General features: G+C 65.7%; 16 protein-coding genes. 10 read left to right on the forward strand and 6 right to left on the reverse strand.

From position 1 onward, the window contains the following. Positions 1–132 precede the first annotated feature (132 nt). The gene (locus ACILR9_RS04415) at positions 133–1,476 is read right to left on the reverse strand and encodes a (Fe-S)-binding protein (protein ID WP_395708682.1); all 1,344 of its coding nucleotides are present in this window, start codon (positions 1,474–1,476) and stop codon (positions 133–135) included. Positions 1,477–1,854: 378 nt separating this feature from the next. Between ACILR9_RS04415 and ACILR9_RS04420 the strand changes: the two genes are divergently transcribed. Together ACILR9_RS04420 and ACILR9_RS04425 are read left to right on the forward strand one after the other, a co-directional pair. After that, the gene (locus ACILR9_RS04420) at positions 1,855–2,172 is read left to right on the forward strand and encodes an NIPSNAP family protein (RefSeq protein WP_395708683.1); all 318 of its coding nucleotides are present in this window, start codon (positions 1,855–1,857) and stop codon (positions 2,170–2,172) included. 65 nt (positions 2,173–2,237) lie between these two features. Beyond that, positions 2,238–3,050: a sugar phosphate isomerase/epimerase family protein gene (locus ACILR9_RS04425; protein ID WP_395708684.1), complete on the forward strand. Its 813-nt coding sequence runs from the start codon at positions 2,238–2,240 to the stop codon at positions 3,048–3,050. A 74-nt stretch (positions 3,051–3,124) separates the two neighbouring features. Here the strand turns inward: ACILR9_RS04425 and ACILR9_RS04430 are convergent, their stop codons facing one another. The 3 genes from ACILR9_RS04430 to ACILR9_RS04440 all read right to left on the reverse strand — a co-directional run bounded on the left by ACILR9_RS04430 (position 3,125) and on the right by ACILR9_RS04440 (position 6,788). After that, positions 3,125–4,099 carry a Bug family tripartite tricarboxylate transporter substrate binding protein gene (locus tag ACILR9_RS04430; protein ID WP_395708685.1) on the reverse strand — a complete coding sequence of 325 codons (975 nt, stop codon included), beginning with the start codon at positions 4,097–4,099 and terminating at the stop codon, positions 3,125–3,127. Positions 4,100–4,221: 122 nt separating this feature from the next. Next, complete coding sequence (locus ACILR9_RS04435) at positions 4,222–5,109, reverse strand: alpha/beta fold hydrolase (protein WP_395708686.1); 888 nt, start codon at positions 5,107–5,109, stop codon at positions 4,222–4,224. A 32-nt stretch (positions 5,110–5,141) separates the two neighbouring features. Further along, complete coding sequence (locus ACILR9_RS04440; protein ID WP_395708687.1) at positions 5,142–6,788, reverse strand: FAD-dependent oxidoreductase; 1,647 nt, start codon at positions 6,786–6,788, stop codon at positions 5,142–5,144. 105 nt (positions 6,789–6,893) lie between these two features. Between ACILR9_RS04440 and ACILR9_RS04445 the strand changes: the two genes are divergently transcribed. Further along, the gene (locus ACILR9_RS04445) at positions 6,894–7,712 is read left to right on the forward strand and encodes a shikimate dehydrogenase family protein (protein WP_395708688.1); all 819 of its coding nucleotides are present in this window, start codon (positions 6,894–6,896) and stop codon (positions 7,710–7,712) included. A 156-nt stretch (positions 7,713–7,868) separates the two neighbouring features. After that, positions 7,869–8,645, forward strand: coding sequence for an IclR family transcriptional regulator C-terminal domain-containing protein (locus tag ACILR9_RS04450; RefSeq protein ID WP_395708689.1), 777 nt, complete (start codon positions 7,869–7,871; stop codon positions 8,643–8,645). Positions 8,646–8,670: 25 nt separating this feature from the next. Here the strand turns inward: ACILR9_RS04450 and ACILR9_RS04455 are convergent, their stop codons facing one another. Both ACILR9_RS04455 and ACILR9_RS04460 read right to left on the reverse strand, forming a co-directional pair. Beyond that, positions 8,671–9,198, reverse strand: coding sequence for a hypothetical protein (locus ACILR9_RS04455; protein ID WP_395708690.1), 528 nt, complete (start codon positions 9,196–9,198; stop codon positions 8,671–8,673). Continuing rightward, entirely contained in the window at positions 9,195–9,437 is a 243-nt protein-coding gene (locus tag ACILR9_RS04460; protein WP_395708691.1) for a CDGSH iron-sulfur domain-containing protein, read from the reverse strand. Before ACILR9_RS04460 ends, ACILR9_RS04455 begins: the two co-directional genes overlap by 4 nt. A gap of 121 nt (positions 9,438–9,558) precedes the next feature. On the opposite strand from ACILR9_RS04460, the gene ispH reads away from it, so the two are divergent. The 6 genes from ispH to ACILR9_RS04490 all read left to right on the forward strand — a co-directional run bounded on the left by ispH (position 9,559) and on the right by ACILR9_RS04490 (position 16,916). After that, positions 9,559–10,509, forward strand: coding sequence for a 4-hydroxy-3-methylbut-2-enyl diphosphate reductase (gene ispH / locus ACILR9_RS04465; RefSeq protein WP_395708797.1), 951 nt, complete (start codon positions 9,559–9,561; stop codon positions 10,507–10,509). Then, complete coding sequence (locus ACILR9_RS04470; protein WP_395708692.1) at positions 10,509–11,459, forward strand: homoserine kinase; 951 nt, start codon at positions 10,509–10,511, stop codon at positions 11,457–11,459. The genes ispH and ACILR9_RS04470 overlap by 1 nt, the downstream gene beginning before the upstream one ends. A gap of 10 nt (positions 11,460–11,469) precedes the next feature. Next, positions 11,470–11,910: a ribonuclease HI gene (gene rnhA, locus ACILR9_RS04475; RefSeq protein WP_395708693.1), complete on the forward strand. Its 441-nt coding sequence runs from the start codon at positions 11,470–11,472 to the stop codon at positions 11,908–11,910. 367 nt (positions 11,911–12,277) lie between these two features. After that, positions 12,278–12,853 carry a hypothetical protein gene (locus tag ACILR9_RS04480; RefSeq protein ID WP_395708694.1) on the forward strand — a complete coding sequence of 192 codons (576 nt, stop codon included), beginning with the start codon at positions 12,278–12,280 and terminating at the stop codon, positions 12,851–12,853. Between the two features lie 22 nt (positions 12,854–12,875). After that, entirely contained in the window at positions 12,876–16,217 is a 3,342-nt protein-coding gene (locus tag ACILR9_RS04485) for an adenylate/guanylate cyclase domain-containing protein (RefSeq protein ID WP_395708695.1), read from the forward strand. 9 nt (positions 16,218–16,226) lie between these two features. After that, positions 16,227–16,916 (forward strand): Crp/Fnr family transcriptional regulator, encoded by a 690-nt coding sequence (locus ACILR9_RS04490; protein ID WP_395708696.1) that lies wholly within the window; start codon positions 16,227–16,229, stop codon positions 16,914–16,916. The last annotated feature ends 130 nt before the right edge of the window (positions 16,917–17,046 follow it).

A 17,046-nucleotide genomic window follows, 5' to 3' on the forward strand; every position in this document is an offset into this window, starting at 1 on the left:
TCAGTGGGGCTTTCGACCCCTCCGTCGCGTATGACGCGACACCTCCCCAGCAAAGCTGGGGAGGAGAATGAGAAGAGCGCCACGTCGGCGGAGGTTACTCCGCCTTAAGGGACGCGCTCCCGGCAAATGAGTTCAGCCCTCCCTCGCCAGCGCCGTGAAGGCCTGCTGGAACGCCTCGCGCGGGCCGCCGAGGCCGGTCTCGTTGAAGATGTCGGCAGTCAGCGACTGCACCGAGGCCTCGTCGATGCGCACGCCGTTGTTGGCGAGGAAGGCGCGGGCCGCGCCGACCGCCTCGTCCATCGCGCCGCCGCGCTTGTAGAGCTGGTAGTAGTCGGGATGGCCGCCGCGCCCAAGCGCCTCGGCCAGGACGTCGGTGAAGTTCACGACGCGCAGCGGATAGATCGCCTCGGCGCCGGAGAGCGCGCGATGGCAGGAATGGTACATGGTGACGATGGTGTCGGCGCCGGCCGCCACCGCGCCCTGCACCAGCCCGCGATGGATCGCCTGCTCGCGCTCCTTGAACTTCGCCGCCTGGCCGCCGCAGGCATAGGAGAAGCCGGAATCCTGTGCGAGCTCGATCAGCTCCAGGTTGGGCACCGCGCGCAGCAGCTTCGCGATGCTCGCCACCGTGGCGCCGATGCCGAGATGCTCGTGGACCACCACACGCCGCTTCGGCTGATCGGCGACGAACCGCGCCTCGAGTGCTGCGAGGTTGGCGGCGAGGAACTCGCTGACATGGCCGAGATCGAAGCCCGGCGCCTCGACGTCCTTCTCGAGCTCATCGAAATTCTTGGTGCAGGTCGGGCACCAGGTCAGGACCTTCGAGGCGCCCGACTGGCCGAAGCGCCGGAAGGTGCGATGGCCAATGCGCTCGTAGGTCGGCAGGTCGGCTTCCTGGAACTGGTAGACGCCGCAGCAATGCGCGGTGCCGCCGACGACGTCGAAATCGAGCTCGAGGGAGTCGAGGATGTCCATCACGTTCAGCACGATGTGCGGCGTGCGCAGCACGTTGCAGCCGGTATAGAACAGCACGTCGGCGGTCCGCCGCTCGGCCGGCGCCACGATGCGGCGCAGCGTTTCCGACGGCAGCTGCATGCCGGCGAGCAGCCGCACGGCCTGAGCCATGTGGCGGAAGCGGCCGGCCGCGTTGGTGGCGCCGACCTCGCGCGGCCGCGCGGCCTCCAGCGCCTTCAGCTTGGCGATGGTGACCCACTGGCGGACATTGATGCCCTCGGGGCAAGCGGCGCTGCAGCGTGCGCTGCCGTCGCAAGCGCCGAGCCATTGCGACAGGCCTTCTGCCGCCGCACCGCCGTGGCGTGTCAACGCCAGCAACTCAGCCACGCGCTCGCGCGCACCGCCGCCATCCATCCCGGCCTCGCGTGCCGTCGGGCAGGCTTCGAAGCACTTGCCGCACGACGTGCAGCGATCGGCCGCCTCGGCGGCGAGAGACTCCAGGCGTTCGGCGTAGGAACTCACGTCGATCCTCCAAAGATCGAAACTTCAGCGTGCGATGGAGCGTCGAGGTCAGTCGGCTGTCAAGCCTGCGCAGCCGTTTGCGGCAATCGCCGGCGTATTTGTTGTCATCCCGGCAATCGATAATTCTAGGGCTGCTGTTCACTCTCCTCCCTAGCGAAGCTGGGGAGGTGTCCGCGTAATCGCGGACGGAGGGGTCATGAGTCTCAGTCCCGCTGCTCATGACCCCTCCGTCGCCGAAGACGGCGACACCTCCCCAGCTTCGCTGGGGAGGAGAGTGGAAAGCGCCCGCACGACTCCCGACGCGACACTACTCCCCCGCCGAAACACCGGCCGCATCGGTCTCGTTAGCGTGGCGGCCGTTCAGCCTGGAGGCCCACCATGACCGTCACCTGCGCCATCCGCTACGTCCTCGACCCGTTCAAGCGCCACGCCTTCGAGACCTATGCGCGCAACTGGCTCACCATCATTCCCGCCTGTGGCGGCGATCTCATCGGCTATTTCATGCCGCACGAAGGCACCAACAACATCGCCCATGCGCTGATCTCGTTCGACAGCCTCGCCGCCTACGAGGCCTATCGCGCGCGCCTCAAGGCCGACCCGGCAGCCATGGCCAACTTCCGCTACGCCGAGGAGCAGCGCTGCATCCTGGTCGAGGAACGGACCTGGCTGCGGCCAGTCGAGCCGGCCTCTGCGTGACGCTGCGCTCGACGCGCCACGGACCGGGATGGTAAGCGGTCCCCTCACCTCTCGAGGCTGATCGCGTGACACCTGCCAAACGGCGCATCTCGCTCGCGCATCTCACCGTCATCGACGCCGGCCCGATCCAGCTGATCGAGGCTGCGGTCGCCGGCGGCTTCGATGCGATCGGCCTGCGCATCGTGGCGCCGACGGCGTCCGATACCATCGTGCCGGTGATCGGCGTCGAGCCGATGCTGCGCGAGATCGAGCGCCGGCTGGCGGATAGCGCGCTCTCGATCCTCGACATCGAGGCGATCTGGCTCGCGCCGCACACCGATGCCGGCACCTTCGGCGCCATCGTCGAGACCGGGGCGCGGCTCGGCGCCCGGTTCGTGCTCGCCATCGGCAACGACCCCGAGCCGGCGCGCCAACGCGACAACTTCGCCCGGCTGGCCGAGAGCGCCCGCGCGGTCGGCCTGCGCGCGATGATGGAGTTCATCCCCTACTGCCAGGTCGCCACCCTCGCCCAGGCGCGTACCCTGGTGCGGGAGGCGGCCGTGCCCGGCGCCGCCGTCGTGGTCGATGCCCTGCATCTCGTTCGCTCCGGCGGCTCGGTCGCCGATCTCGCCGGCCTCACGCCTGACGACGTGCCCTATCTTCAGCTGTGCGACGCCCGCGCCACGCCGCCGCCGACCGACGGCCTGCGCGCCGAAGCGCGCGGCGACCGGCTCTATCCCGGCGACGGCGCGCTCGACGTTCACGGTCTGCTGCGCACCCTGCCCGCCTCCTTGCCGATCAGTGTCGAGGCGCCGTGCGCCGCCTATGCCCATCTGCCCGCCGCCGAGCGCGCCCGCCTGTGCGGCGAGCGCACCCGGCACGTTCTGGAGGGCCACTGAAAGAAAGGTCCCTCGCTTACGGCGTTTGCTACGCCGTAAGCGAGGGACCTTTCTTCAACTGCCGACCAGCCAACCTAATCCACCTTCAATCCAAGCTCGCGGATCAGGCCGCCCCAGCGGGTCGTCTCGGCGGCGATCAGGTCGGCGAATTGCTGCGGAGTGCCGCCGATCGGATCGATGCCGAGCGTGGCAAGGCGGGCTTTCAACGGCGGCGAGGCGAGGATCCTGGCGAATTCGGCGTTGAGCTGATCGACCAGGCTTTGCTCCATGCCGGCCGGCGCCAGGATGCCGAACCAGCCGGTGACGTCGAAGCCCGGCCTGACCGTCTCCGCGACCGTCGGCACGTCGGGCAGGGCAGAAGAACGATGCGGCGAGGTGACGGCCAGGCCGCGCACCGTGCCGGCGGTCAACAAGCCCATCGCCCCCGAGACGATATCGAAGGAGAAGTCGATGGTGCCGCTGGTCAGGGCGATGTTGGCCGGCCCCGAGCCCGGATAGTTGATGGCCACGGCGTCGATCGCGAGATCGCGGCACAGCAGCACGGCGGCCAGCGCCGTCAGGGTCGCCCCGCCGCCACCGGTGCCGAAATTGAGCTTGCCAGGATTGGACTTGGCCGCGGCAACCAGGCCCTGGATGTCGCGGTGAGGCGACTTCGAATCGGCCAGGAGCACCACAGGCGACTGCGCCAGCGCGATGATCGGCGAGAAATCCTTCTGGTTGTCGAACGGCAGGTTGCGATAGAGCGCGGGCGCGCCCGTGTGACCGCTGGTCACGAGCAGCAGGCTGGTGCCGTCCGGCCTGGTCTTGGCCACGGCGGCGGCAGCGATGGTGCCGCCCGCGCCGCCGCGGTTCTGCACCACGACCGGCTGGCCGAGCTGCTCCTGCAGCCGCTCGGCCACGATGCGGGCGAGCAGGTCGGCCGGTCCGCCGGCGGCGAAGCCGACATAGAGATTGATCGGCCGGCCCGCGGCGATCGGCTGCGCATCCGCCGGCGCCGCCGGCATCAGGGCAGCCACCAGCGACAGAAGCATCGCGGCACGTCTGTTCATGTTTCCTCCCTCCGATCTGAGCTCATGCGTCCCCGCTGGGAGCGCGCCACCCCGATGGCGCTCTTCTCGTTGATCCCCACATCCCATGAGCGCCATCGGAGTGGCGCGCTCCCAGCGAGAGCTCACGCCCTCCCATGCCGGCGCAGGAATGGCAGCGCATGGGCGAGCACCGCGTCGGGCGCTTCCTCGGCCTGCAGGTGGCCGGCATCGATCAGCGTGCCGTCGACCGAGTCGGCCCACTTGCGCCAGATGTCGATCGGGGTTTCGCCTGACGCAAACCGGCCCTGCTCCCAGGTGACGAAGACCGGGCATTGCAGGCGGCGGCCGGCCTTGCGATCCGCCACGTCGTGCTCGCTGTCGAGCGTGGCGCCGGCGCGGTAGTCGTTGAAGATGGCGCTGCGCACATCGGCGCGACAGAACGCATCGCGATAGGCGGCGATCGCAACGGGCGACAGGCGGTCGTGGTACTTGGCCATCCGGCGCAGCGTCCAGTCGAAGAAGAAGCCGGGATCGCCGCCGACCAGGCGCTCCGGCAGGTCGGGGGCTTGCGCGAAGAAGAACCAATGGTACGCGCCCATCGCGAACGCCTTGTCGGCGCGGTCCCACATCTCGATGGTCGGGATCACGGTGAGCGAGACGAAGGCCGCGACCAGCTCGGGCCGGTCGAGCGCCAAGCGGTAGCCTACTCGCGCGCCGCGGTCATGGGCCATCACGGCGAAGCGCCCAAAGCCCAACTGCCGCATCAGCTCGGCCTGGTCGAGCGCCAGCGCCCGCTTGCAGAAATCCGCCGGCCCGCCTTCGCCGGCAGTCAGCCGGCTGGCGCCGTAGCCGCGCAGGTCGGGCGCGACCACGGTGAACTCCCTGGCCAGCACGGGCGCGACCGCATGCCAGGCGAGATGCGTTTGCGGATAGCCGTGCAGCAGCAGCAACGGCGGTCCCTCGCCGCCGACCGCGACGTTGAGGCGCGCCGGCCCGACATCGATGCTGCGGTAGGTGAAGCTTTCGAACATGCCGCTCTCCCTCTCCGTCAGGCCCATCTCCGCTATGGCTGGCCCGGACGGTAGCCGCGCCGGGTGCGCGGTGTCAGCGCGCCGAAGCTCGGCCAGCGGATCGGTGCACCGCCATCGACCAGCAGCTGCTGCAACGCCGCGAGCCGCCCTGGATCGGCGCGCACCGCGCGCGGCGGAATTCCGTGTGCGAGCGCAAAGGCTGCCAGCGTGCCCGACGCCTCGCCGATGCTCCATTCGACCGGATGGACGCGGTAGGCGCCGCTGGTGATGCGCGTCGTGCCGAGGTTCTTGCACCCGGGCAGGAGGTTGTCGACGCGCACCGGCAAGAGCGCGCCGAGCGGGATCTCGAACGGGTAGCTGTCGATGTCGACGGTGTCGCGCAGGCGTGACGTCGAGGGATGGAGATCGATGCGATAGGCGCCGATGCCGACGCTGTCGGGGAAGGATTGGGCGGCGCTCGCGCCGGGACGGGCCGCGACGCCGATATGCTGCTCGAGCACGGTGAGCTCGGCGCGAAGACGGCGGCCCTCGCGATAGTAGACCTGCTTGGCGAGGCCGTCGTTGGTGCCCAGCACGTCGCCGCGCAAGCGCAGGCCGCGGTAGCCCTGGCCGCCGTCATGGCGCGGCGCCTCGGTCTGCATCCAGTAGAGGAACGACAGGCTGAATTGCCGCGCTTCCTCGAGCGCGGCTGCGTGCTCCGCTTCAGTCACGCCGATCGCGGGCTTCAGCCAGTAATCCATCTGCGGCCAGTTCGCGATCGTGATGTCGCTCTCGTAGAAGCCGGGAGCGAAGTTCCGCCGCCAGGCGATGCGGCGGGCATGCCAGAGGTCGAACAGGTAGTCGGCATCGCTGTCGCCGGTGAACAGCGCACGTTGCAGCGGCTTGTGCGTGACGTGATCGCTGACCGTCCAGTCGAACTGCCGGTTCGGCCAGAAATCGAGCTTGAGATCGCGGAACTCGGCGTATCGCGCCGGCCGGTCGATGGTGTGATCCTGCTCCGGCAGGTAGTCGAGCGCGAAGCACCAGGTGAGTGACTGCTGGTCGAACGGATCGGCCTCGGTCAGCGCGTGCAATTCGCCCGTCTCGCGCGCCGCCTCCGCACCGAACACGTGCTCGACGCCGCCCGCCTCCAGGAGCTCGCCGGTCTCGCTGGCATCGATCACGATCGCCGCCTCGACCGCGACGTGCCGGCCGCTCGCCAGGTCGCGCAGCGTGACGCCGGTGATGCGATCGCCGTCACGCTCGGCCGAGACCAGCGCATGGCGGCGCAGCACCGCCAGGCGGCGATTGCTTTCGAACGGCGCCAGCAGATCGTCGATGACACGGACCGCCACGCGCGGCTCGTGGCAAAGCGTGCCGACATTGCCCATGCCGGGATTGAGCAGGCTGGCCGCGCGGGCCTGCTCGGAGAGCGGATAATGCCGCCGGTAGTAGTCGCGGATGCGCTGGCGCAGCGTGGCGTAGCTTTGCGAGCCGACGCCGAGCTCGATCCAGGGATGCTCGTCGAACGGCACGCCCTGCGCGGTGAGCTGGCCGCCCAGCCAGTCGAGCGCCTCCGCCAGGACAACGCGGCGACCGAGCCGCAGCGCAGCCAGGGTGGCGGCGATGCCGCCCAGGCCGCCGCCCAACACCAGGATGTCCGCCCTCAGTCCCGTCACCCGCAGTCCCGTCGCCGGCACGCCGTTCCTCCTCGCCCGTCGCGGCCTTGCTATGGCACAGTGACAAACTGTGCGAAATCTGATTATTCTGTGCGCAGAGCGCACAAACCAGAACTGGAGGAATGCATGACCGAGGCGCCGATTTCGGGAGCCACCGCCGTGCTGACGATCATCGGTCACCCGACGCGACAGGTCCGCTCGACCACGACGCTCAATGCCGGGCTGCGCCGCCGCGGCATCGACGCGGTGCTGGTGCCGGTCGATCTCGCGCCTGACGCGGTTCCCGTCTTCCTGCAGGCCTTGCGCGGCTGGCACAATGCGCCGGGCTGCATCGTCACCGTGCCGCACAAGTCGCAATGCGCCGGGCTGGTCGACGAGCTCACCGAGCGGGCGCGCCTGCTCGGCGCCGTGAACCTGGTGCGGCGCGGCGCCGACGGCCGGCTGAGCGGCGACATGATCGACGGCGTGGGCTTCATCGCCGCGCTCGGCGCCAACGGCTTCGAGGCACGCGGCAAGAGCGCCGTGGTGTTCGGCGCCGGTGCGGTCGGCCGCGCCCTGCTGCTGAGCCTCGGCGAGGTCGGCGTCAGCCGTCTCGCCTTCAGCGATCCTGACGCGGCGAACCGCACGGCGCTGGTGGATCTCGCGCGCCGGGCCGGCCTCGCCGATCGGGTGAGCACCGGTCCGATCGACGATCTCGGCGCCTTCGATCTCGCGGTGAACGCCAGCCCTGTCGGCATGAATGGCGAGGATCGCATGGCGTTCGATCCGACGCGCTTGCCGCGCCACGCGCTGGTGGCCGACGTCGTCACCAAGCCGGCCGAGACGCCGCTCCTGAAAGCGGCGACGGCGCACGGCTGCCGCGTGCAGACCGGCCTCCAGATGTCCGACGCCCAGTCGGTCATGCAGCTCCAGTTCTTCGATCTGCTGCCCGGCGAGAGAGCGTGAGGCGATATCTTCAGTCCCCTCCCCAGCTTCGCTGGGGAGGTGTCTCGGTAATCCGAGACGGAGGGGTCGGGAGCCTCAGTGGGGCTCTCGACCCCTCCGTCCGCGATTACGCGGACACCTCCCCAGTCGAGCTGGGGAGGACAGGAGATCCCTGAAGTGTCCACCCCCGACTCACGGCGCAGCCAGACCTTCGTCACTGCCTTCGCGCGCGGTCTCGGCCTGATCGAGGCGTTCGGGCCGGACTGCCGCAGCATGACGGTGGCCGAGGCCGCTGAGCGCGTCGGCCTCGATCGCGCGGTGACGCGCCGCCTGTTGCGCACCCTGGTCGATCTCGGCTTCGCGCGGCTGAATGGCAAGCAGTTCGAGCTCACCAGCAAGGTGTTGAAGCTGGGCTATTCCTATCTGGCGTCGGTCGGCCTCGACGCCAGCCTGAAACCCTATCTCGACGAGTTGTCGCAGACGATCGGCGAGACCGTGTCGGTGTCGGTGCTGGACGGCGCCGACGTGGTGTTCGTCGCCCGTGCCGACGTGCCGAGCCGGCGCCTGGCGTACGTCGTCGCCATGGGCATGCGCCTGCCCGCCTTCAGCTCGGCCTCCGGCCGCGTGCTGCTCGCCGGCCAGAGCGACGCGCACGTCCAGTCCCTGCTGGCAGCCACCACGATCCGGAAGCTGACGCGTCGCACCGTCACCAATCCGCGCGAGTTGCTGAGGCTGATCGCCAAGGTGCGCCGCGACGGCTATGGGCTCAACGTCGAGGAGCTCGAGGACGGGCTGATCGGCCTCTCGGTGCCGCTGCGAAATCGCGCCGGCGTGGTCGTGGCCTCGCTCAATGCCAACGCCAACACCCAGCGCACGACAAAGGAGCGCCTGCTCGGCAGGATCCTGCCCAGGCTCACCGGCGCCGCCTCGCGCATGTCTGAAGTCCTGCTTTGACAACTGCAGTGATCGGCTGGGCCGATCACTGCTGCCCGCCGCGACCCCGCCTGTTGTAGTTGAGCTCCTCGGCGGTCGGCTTCAGGCCGACGGCGACGCGATAGCCGGAGGCGTCGCCCGGGATGCGCAAGGTCAGCTCCTCCTGCGAGGCGCCGCGCGGGTTGCCGGCGTTGAGACGGAAATCGGCGGTGAACTCGGTACCCTGGGTGACCGCGCCGCTGGCGTCGAGCACGCGCACGAAATAGGGCACGCTCGTGGTTCCCGGGGCGACCGACGGACCGGCGGCAACCGAAATGCGCATCAGCAGGGTCACCGTGACCACACCGCGACGGGACTCGCACGACGTGCTGGCACCGGTCAGCGCCGCCTCGTAGGCGATGTCGCGCGGATCGCGGCCCGCGCCCTCGCGGAAGTGCGTCAGCCGATCGGCGTCCTGCACCGTGAGGGCGGCCGGACAATAGTACTGGCTCTCCGAGGAACCGCCGCAGCCGGCAAGCGCCATCGCCAGCCCGAGCGTCGCCGCCGCGGGAAAAGCACTCTTACGAATCGTCATGCCAGTGTCTTATGCGTTCCGTCGCACAGCGGCTTCTTGGCCGAATGCTTGCAGGCGCACAGCCAGAAATCGCCCGCCCGTTCCGGCGTGTACTTCATCGGCGCGAGGCCGCTGCCCTTGTGGCTGCCGTCGCAGAACGGCTGATTCCCGCTCTTGCCGCAGGCGCACCACCAATAGTCCTTGCCGGCCTCCAGCGTCACTTTCGCTGGCGCCTTGGCCGCGACAACCGGTTCGGTCATGTTGCTTTCCCCGTTGCGGCGGCTTTGTTACGGTGCCCCGCCTTTCCGTTCGCACAAGGGAGTCTAGGCAATGGTCCGCGCACCTGCAAGCGAGCGGACTGTCGCCGCCAAACGCCTCGTCATGGTCGCTGCGAAAAAGCCCATCAAGATCCTGCTGGCCAGTCCACGCGGCTTCTGTGCCGGCGTCGAGCGCGCCATCCAGATCGTCGAGCGCGCCCTCGAGCTCTACGGGCGGCCGGTCTATGTGCGCCACGAGATCGTCCACAATCGCTTCGTCGTCGAGACGCTGGAGACCAAGGGCGCGATCTTCGTCGAGGAGCTCGACCAGGTGCCCGACGAGCGTCCCGTGGTGTTCTCCGCCCACGGCGTGCCGAAGTCGGTGCCGGCCGAGGCGGACAGCCGCAAGCTGCTTTATCTCGACGCGACCTGTCCTCTTGTCTCCAAGGTCCATCGCGAGGCCGAGCGGCATTTCGACTCGGGCCGCACCATCATCCTGATCGGTCATGCCGGTCACCCCGAGGTGGTGGGCACGATGGGACAGCTGCCGGCCGGCGCCGTGCTGCTGGTCGAGGATGTCGGCCAGGTGGCGATGCTCGCCGTGCCGGATCCCCTCAATCTCGCCTATGCCACCCAGACCACGCTGTCGGTTGACGACACGGTCGCCATCGTGGCGGCGTTGCGCCGGCGCTTTCCTGCAATCCGCGGACCCAAGATGGAAGACATCTGCTACGCCACCACCAATCGTCAGGCGGCGGTCAAGGCGATCGCGCCGCGCTGCGATGCCCTGGTCGTGGTCGGCGCGCCCAACTCGTCGAACTCGCGGCGCCTCGTCGAGGTCGCGGCCAACAACGGCTGCGCGCGGTCGCGTCTCATCCAGCGCGCCAGTGACATGGACTGGGCATGGCTCGACGGCGCGCGCTGCCTCGGCATCACCGCCGGCGCATCGGCGCCGGAAACGCTGGTCGACGAGCTGATCGCCGCCTGCCGCGAACGCTACGAGCTCGAGATCGAGGAAGTGCGCATGGCCGAGGAGAGCGTGGTGTTCAAGCTGCCGCGCGCCCTGGTGGCCTGATGGCGGTCTACACGGAAGTCAGCGACACCGAGCTCGAGGCCTTTCTTGCGGAGTACGACATCGGCGACGCCGATGCGCTGAAGGGCGTGGCCGAAGGCGTCGAGAACTCGAACTACCTGCTGACCACCTCCCGGGGCCAGTACTTCCTGACGCTCTACGAGAAGCGCGTCGATCCGAACGACCTGCCGTTCTTCCTCGGCCTGCTCGACCATCTCGCCGCGCGAGGCATAAACTGTCCCCAGCCGATCCACGGCCGCGACGGCAAGGCCTATCGCCCGCTGGCCGGCCGGCCGGCCGCGATCACAACTTTCCTGCACGGCCTGTCGCCGCGCCGCATCGAGGTGCGCCACTGCGCGCCGGTCGGCGAGGCGCTGGCCGGCCTGCATCTGGCCGGCCAGGACTTCGCCCTGAGGCGGCCCAACGCGCTGTCGGTCGCCGGCTGGCGGCCGCTGTTCGACGGCGCGCGCCGCCACATCGACAATGCGCTGGCCGCCGAGCTGCAGGCCGAGCTCGACTTCTTCGAGGCGAGCTGGCCGGCCGGCCTGCCGTCGGGCGTGATCCATGCCGACCTGTTCAGCGACAACGTCTTCTTCCTGCACGACAAGCTGTCGGGGCTGATCGACTTCTACTTCGCCTGCAACGACTCGTTCGCCTACGATGTCTCGGTCTGCCTCAACGCCTGGTGCTTCGAGCCCGATCGCGCCTTCAACGCCACCAAGGCGCGCGCCCTGCTGCAGGGCTACTGCCGGGTCCGTCCGCTGTCCGACCGCGAGCGCGAGCTGCTGCCCCTGCTGGCGCGCGGCTCGGCCCTGCGCTTCCTGATGACCCGGCTGTACGACTGGGTGCACACGCCGGCCGATGCCCTGGTGAAGCGCAAGGATCCGCAGGAATATCTCGCCCGGCTGCGCTTCCATCGCGCCGCGGCGACGATCGCGGATTACGGCCTGTGAGCGACGCCCCATGAGCGACGCCAAGGTCGAGATCTTCACCGACGGCGCGTGCAGCGGCAATCCGGGCCCCGGCGGCTGGGGCGCCATCCTGCGCTTCGGCGAGCGCGAGCGCGAGCTCTCCGGGGCCGAGCCCGCGACGACCAACAACCGCATGGAGCTGATGGCCGCCATCGCCGCGCTCGAGACGTTGAAGCGGCCCTGCACGGTGCACCTGACGACCGACAGCAACTACGTGCGCGACGGCGTCACCAAATGGATCCACGGCTGGAAACGGAACGGCTGGCGCACCGCCGACAAGAAGCCGGTGAAGAACATGGAGCTGTGGCAGCGCCTCGACGCCGCCCGCGCCAACCACGAGGTCCACTGGCACTGGGTCAAAGGCCACAGCGGCCATCCCGAGAACGAACGCGCCGACCAGCTCGCCCGCGACGCGATCCGGAGGATACGGTAGGCTCGCCGCGCACGGAGGCTTGCGCTATTCTTCTCCCGGAAACTGCTACTCGCTCGACGCAAGTTCACTTATTGGCGGGGAAGAACCTCAGACGAGGTTCATGAAGGGCCGAGAAGTTCCTTTCCGTCTCAGCAGGGCAGCCCGACGGAGAGGAAGAGCTGTGTCCACTCCGCCGTCGATCAAACCTTGGCTTCTGTTCGCTCAAAGCACATAGCATCCCGAAAGGCAGGCCAGATAGCAACGAAGGGTGGTCTTTCGGCGCACTCGTCTGCTATTATGGATTGCATTTGCGGGAGCGAGTGAACGGTCCACAGCCCTTCCAATCGCCTCCCGTGATTGGCGAGTTGCTCAAATCGGGGGGATGAGCATGACAAACGATATTGGCAATGCATCGGAAGAGCAGCAGCGTGCAATGGAGTTTGGCTTCGGCGCACCCACTGTCGCCCGCGCAGTCAAATGCATCAGGGACGCCCCGATAGCCTCAGAATCCTTTCGGGAGTTTCTGTTGGATCGGGTGACTACTGACGCAACCGTGACCATGGTCGCCCCCAAATACGCATTACTCGTAGAAATGCTGAACGACCGGTTCTCTGCGACCAACATTGACGCCACCGCGAAAGCGTTTCGGCAAAAGTTTGGTAGTAAGCTCGACGGTTACGTATTCAGCGGGTTCGTTGCCGATGAGAAGGAAGACGCCAGCAATGGTTGGATCGACAAGCCTTCTGAATTTCGCGCTGATGCCAAGAGCTTTGCGCCCGAAGACGTCCGCGAATTCGAGCGCAAGATCAAAGAGAATCTTTCCGAGGGTAACACACCTTCTCCAATTCATTTCCAAATCTGGATCGCCCCAACTCCCGACAAGCTATCCCACATGCACATCAATCCAAGCGAGACGGATCCGAAAAAGTGGGAATGCGCAGTAGTCTGTCATTACGATCCTTGATCGCCTACAGGCGAGGACTGCCATGGACCGAGGTCAGCTCGATGACCGAAGCAGGCTTGAGGTTCCGTCGCGCTGTCCGATCTGCCAATCATACGTACGTGACGTTGACAATTTCTGCTCAAACTGCGGTTCTCGCCTCCCTCAGATCAAGGCAACCATTCCACGAAGACGCCCGCTACGACCGCCAATTCGCGACATTCTGTCGGCTCAAGCTGCCGCAGATCCGTTCGCTCACGAATACGAACGAAAGTACGTAACCGTTCTGTTCGCCGACTTGGTTGGCTCGACGGCACTGATTGACAGGCTCGATCCGGAGGACGCATGGGATCGGCTAGCACCCGCTCTAGCTGCCATGCGGCGAGCCATCGCCCGTTACGGTGGGACTTTTTGCAAGGAGCAAGGCGACGGCGCCATGGCCATCTTCGGCGCCCCGGACGCGGACGACAATCACGCTCAACTTGCCTGCCTGGCCGCCCTTGAGATCGTACAGGCATTGAGCCTGCGGCCGCCGTTTGCCGGTCGGGCCGGCCTGCATTCAGGCGAAGTGATGGTCCGGCCGGTAGCAACGGACTTTTCTGTGGTCTACGATGCCGTTGGCGCGAACGTACATTTGGCCAGCCGACTCGAGTCGCTGGCCGTGCCCGGATCGGTGCTAGTATCGGGTGCGACGCACGCACTCGTGTCAGCGTATTTCAACTTTGGACCATCGCGCACACAAACGCCAAAAGGCCTTTCCCAGCCGGTCGAAGTCTACGAAATCGTCAGCCGACGCGCCATTTCGCGGTGGTTGGCGCGAAGCAACAAGGGCCTCAGCCCTTTCGTTGGCCGCGCTGCCGAGCTTGCTGCATTGCGGCGCTGTGCCGCGCAAGTAGCCAGCCGCGAATGCAAGATCATGACCTTGGTCGCTGGTCCGGGTGCCGGAAAATCCCGCTTGGCACGCGAGTTCATGGACGAGCTGTTGGACGCGAACTGGTCGCTCGTCGAGACAGAATGCGATTCGACCGACCTGCACACTCCGTTCAGCGTACTGAGCAGACTCGTGTGCGCAGCATTGGAGCTTACGCCGTCAGCCGACCGGGATGTTCTCTCTAGGGCTCTCGAAGCAGCAAAGGAGAGGATAGCCACCCCACCCGATTTCTTCCTCGAAGCAGTCAAGACGATTCTCAACTTGCCAATCGACGAACCGACATGGAGAGAGCTGGAGCCCTCATTTCGCCGTCGGTGCATTGGCAATGCCGTAATAAGCATTGTCGAGAATTGCGCGATTGCCGGCCCAACTGCCGTCCTCGTCGAAGACCTTCAATGGATGGATTCGGAGTCGGTCACCGTTTTGAACGAAGTGACAAAAGGCACTGCCATACAGTCGATCTTCTTCCTGGCGACGACTCGTCCAGAACGCCCAGCATTGTGGCTGAATCATCCGACAGCCAGCGATCTCGTGCTTCCTGCCCTCGAACCTACATCGTTGCAACTCTTGTTCGATTCGCTTGTCGGTCGCGACGTCAGCCTTGCCGCGCTGAGACAGCGAATTGTGGCGCAAACTGGCGGCATACCCCTGTTCCTCGAGGAAGTTGTGCGAAGTCTGGTCGAATCGTCGGCACTGGTTGGCGAACCCGGCGCTTTCCAATTGGCAGCGGATCTCAAGACGATCGCCATCCCTTCGACTGTCCAAGCAATCATTGGCGCACGTATTGATCGTTTGCCCGCTATCGCCAAACGGTTGCTGCAGCTCGCCGCCGTCGTCGGGGAGCGTGTTACTCTACCCCTGCTGCTCGCGATGGATGGGCGCTCGGAGCTTGCCGTGCGCGACACTTTGAACGCGCTCGCCTCGGCCGAGCTCCTGTGTCTGGCCGACGACGAGGTCGATGTAGAGTTCCCTCACGATCTGGTGCGCGAGGTCGCCTACGACGCGCTGGTGCGGGACCAAAGGCGACTGATGCACGGCAAGGCGCTGAAGGCGATATTGGATGTGTCTCCCAGCAACGCTGACGACTATGCCGAAACTCTGTCGCATCACGCCATGGAGGCGCAACAGTGGTCGCAGGTAGTGCGGTTTTCCAGTATCGCCGGAACACGCGGGCTCGAGCGCGCCACCTATCACGACGCCGCCAAGTTCTTGAGGTTGGCGATTGAAGCAGTCGACCACCTGCCGCCAAGCCACGCTGTCATTGAGGCATCAATTGACCTGCGGCTGCAGCTTCGAGCGGTCTTTGCCGCAACATCGCAGCTGGCGGCCTGGATCGACTATGCAAAGGAGGCGGAGAGTATTGCCGCAATGATCGGCGACGAGCGACGTCGCCTGACGTCGATAGTGCTGCGGGCCGCCGCATTGACGTTTGCCGGTTCGCCCCTCGATGCAATCGCAATTTGCGAACCCGCGTTGACGGGTGCACTCCGTCTCGATTCCGAGCCGCTGCGCATCCTGACTGAGTATACGCTCGGTCAGGCATACTATGCCGCCGGGGACTTCCGCAACGCCGCACGCGTCTTGTCGGATCCCTGCGAGCGGTTGCGCGGAGAAAAAGCATACGTCCGCTTCGGCACACCGGGAACTACTCGTGTAATGTTTCTCAGTATGCTCGCAATCAGCCACGCGTCACTGGGCGCTTTCGTGCAGGCACACCAAGCGGTTGGTGAAGCGGAGTGCAGCGCCCAGCAGACAGGTCGCGCCTACGATCTTGTATCTGCGGGCTATGCTGGCGGTTTGACCAATCTCTATCAGGGCCATATCACTTTAGCGATCACTCTCCTCCAAGGGGCTCTCTCCCTTTGCCACACTCACCTTATTGACATCTACGTACCAGTGGTAGCCGGCCAGCTCGGTTGTGGCTTGGCAATGGCTGGACGCTACGAGGAGTCGGCATTGCTTCTGCGGCAGACCGTCGCCAAAGCCCAGACGCTCGGCCAGGGACCTAGTGCCACCGCCGCCACGGCTTACCTCGCTCTTGCCATGTCTGGACTAGGGTACATTCGAGAAGGGATCGAACTGGCACAATCAGCAATCCAAACGGCTAGATTGAATGGTTACCGAGGTGTCGAATTGATGGGTTTGCGTGCGATCTGCGTCAACATCATGAAGGCAGATCATGCAGATCAGTACGATCTAGATGAATTGCTGGAGGCACTAAAGAATCTCGCTGTGGAGCTTGGCGCACAACCGACGCTCGTTCATACCTACGCGCTTCTCGAGCTGCGAGAGCGGCGGCGCAATCACGAAGAGAACGCAAGCGCCGCTTGGACACAGATGTCAGAGCTAATTCGCCAACTGAACATGGTGTTTGTCGGGCCTTTCCAGATACCCGCGCAGGATAGGAAATCAACAGCGTTTGTGCCTTCCGCAACCAAAGCAATCGATAGCCCTTGAGGAGCAGCAATGCATCGGCACGCCCTGCAACTTCGCGCCCTGTCGCTCTTCGAGAACCTGTCTCCTGAGAAGTTGTCCCGCATTGCAGATTTGTGTGCGTTTCACAGCTATGGCGAGAGCGAGCAAATTGTCGGTGAGCACGAAAGAACCAACGACGTCTTCTTCGTCCTTACCGGCACTGTTCGCGTCAAAAGTTATTCGTCATCGGGACGAGAGGTTATTTTCGACAACATTTCTGCTGGAACAGTCTTTGGAGAATTTTCTGCGGTCGACCATCGTCCACGGTCAGCCACCGTCATCGCGTCGACCGACTGTGTGGTAGCCCGTTTGGCTTCTACTAGATTTCTCAAGATCCTAGAAGAGAATTCCAGCATTGCCATTCAATTGATTGAGCTTCTGGTACTCAAGGTTAGGGCAATGTCCGAGCGTGTCTTCGAGATCAGCGCGCTCCCGGTCAGAGAGCGAGTTCGACGGGAATTGGTACGCCTCGCCGCGAGTGGCATCATTGTCGGAACAAGCGTCGTGATTCGTCGAGCGCCAACGCACTATGAGATCGCCTCGCGAATTGGATCGCATCGTGAAGCTGTGACGCGCGAGCTCAGCCAGTTGAAGGCCGAGCGGCTCATCGAAGTCAGGCTCCGCGAGATCCGCATTGTCGACTTCGAGCGATTCAAGGTTGACGCTGCACAATCGTATTGATCACCGGCGCACGAGGATCATCGTCACTAAAGACGGTCAAGCGTAGCAGCTCTTCGCCTTCCATCGGTGCAAGCATCGCATGACGGCAAGGCCGCTGTTTGACGTGATCCGAGTGGGATTTCTCACATCT

This window comes from Reyranella sp., assembly GCF_044224635.1.
In the GTDB taxonomy this organism is placed as follows: Bacteria; Pseudomonadota; Alphaproteobacteria; order Reyranellales; family Reyranellaceae; genus Reyranella.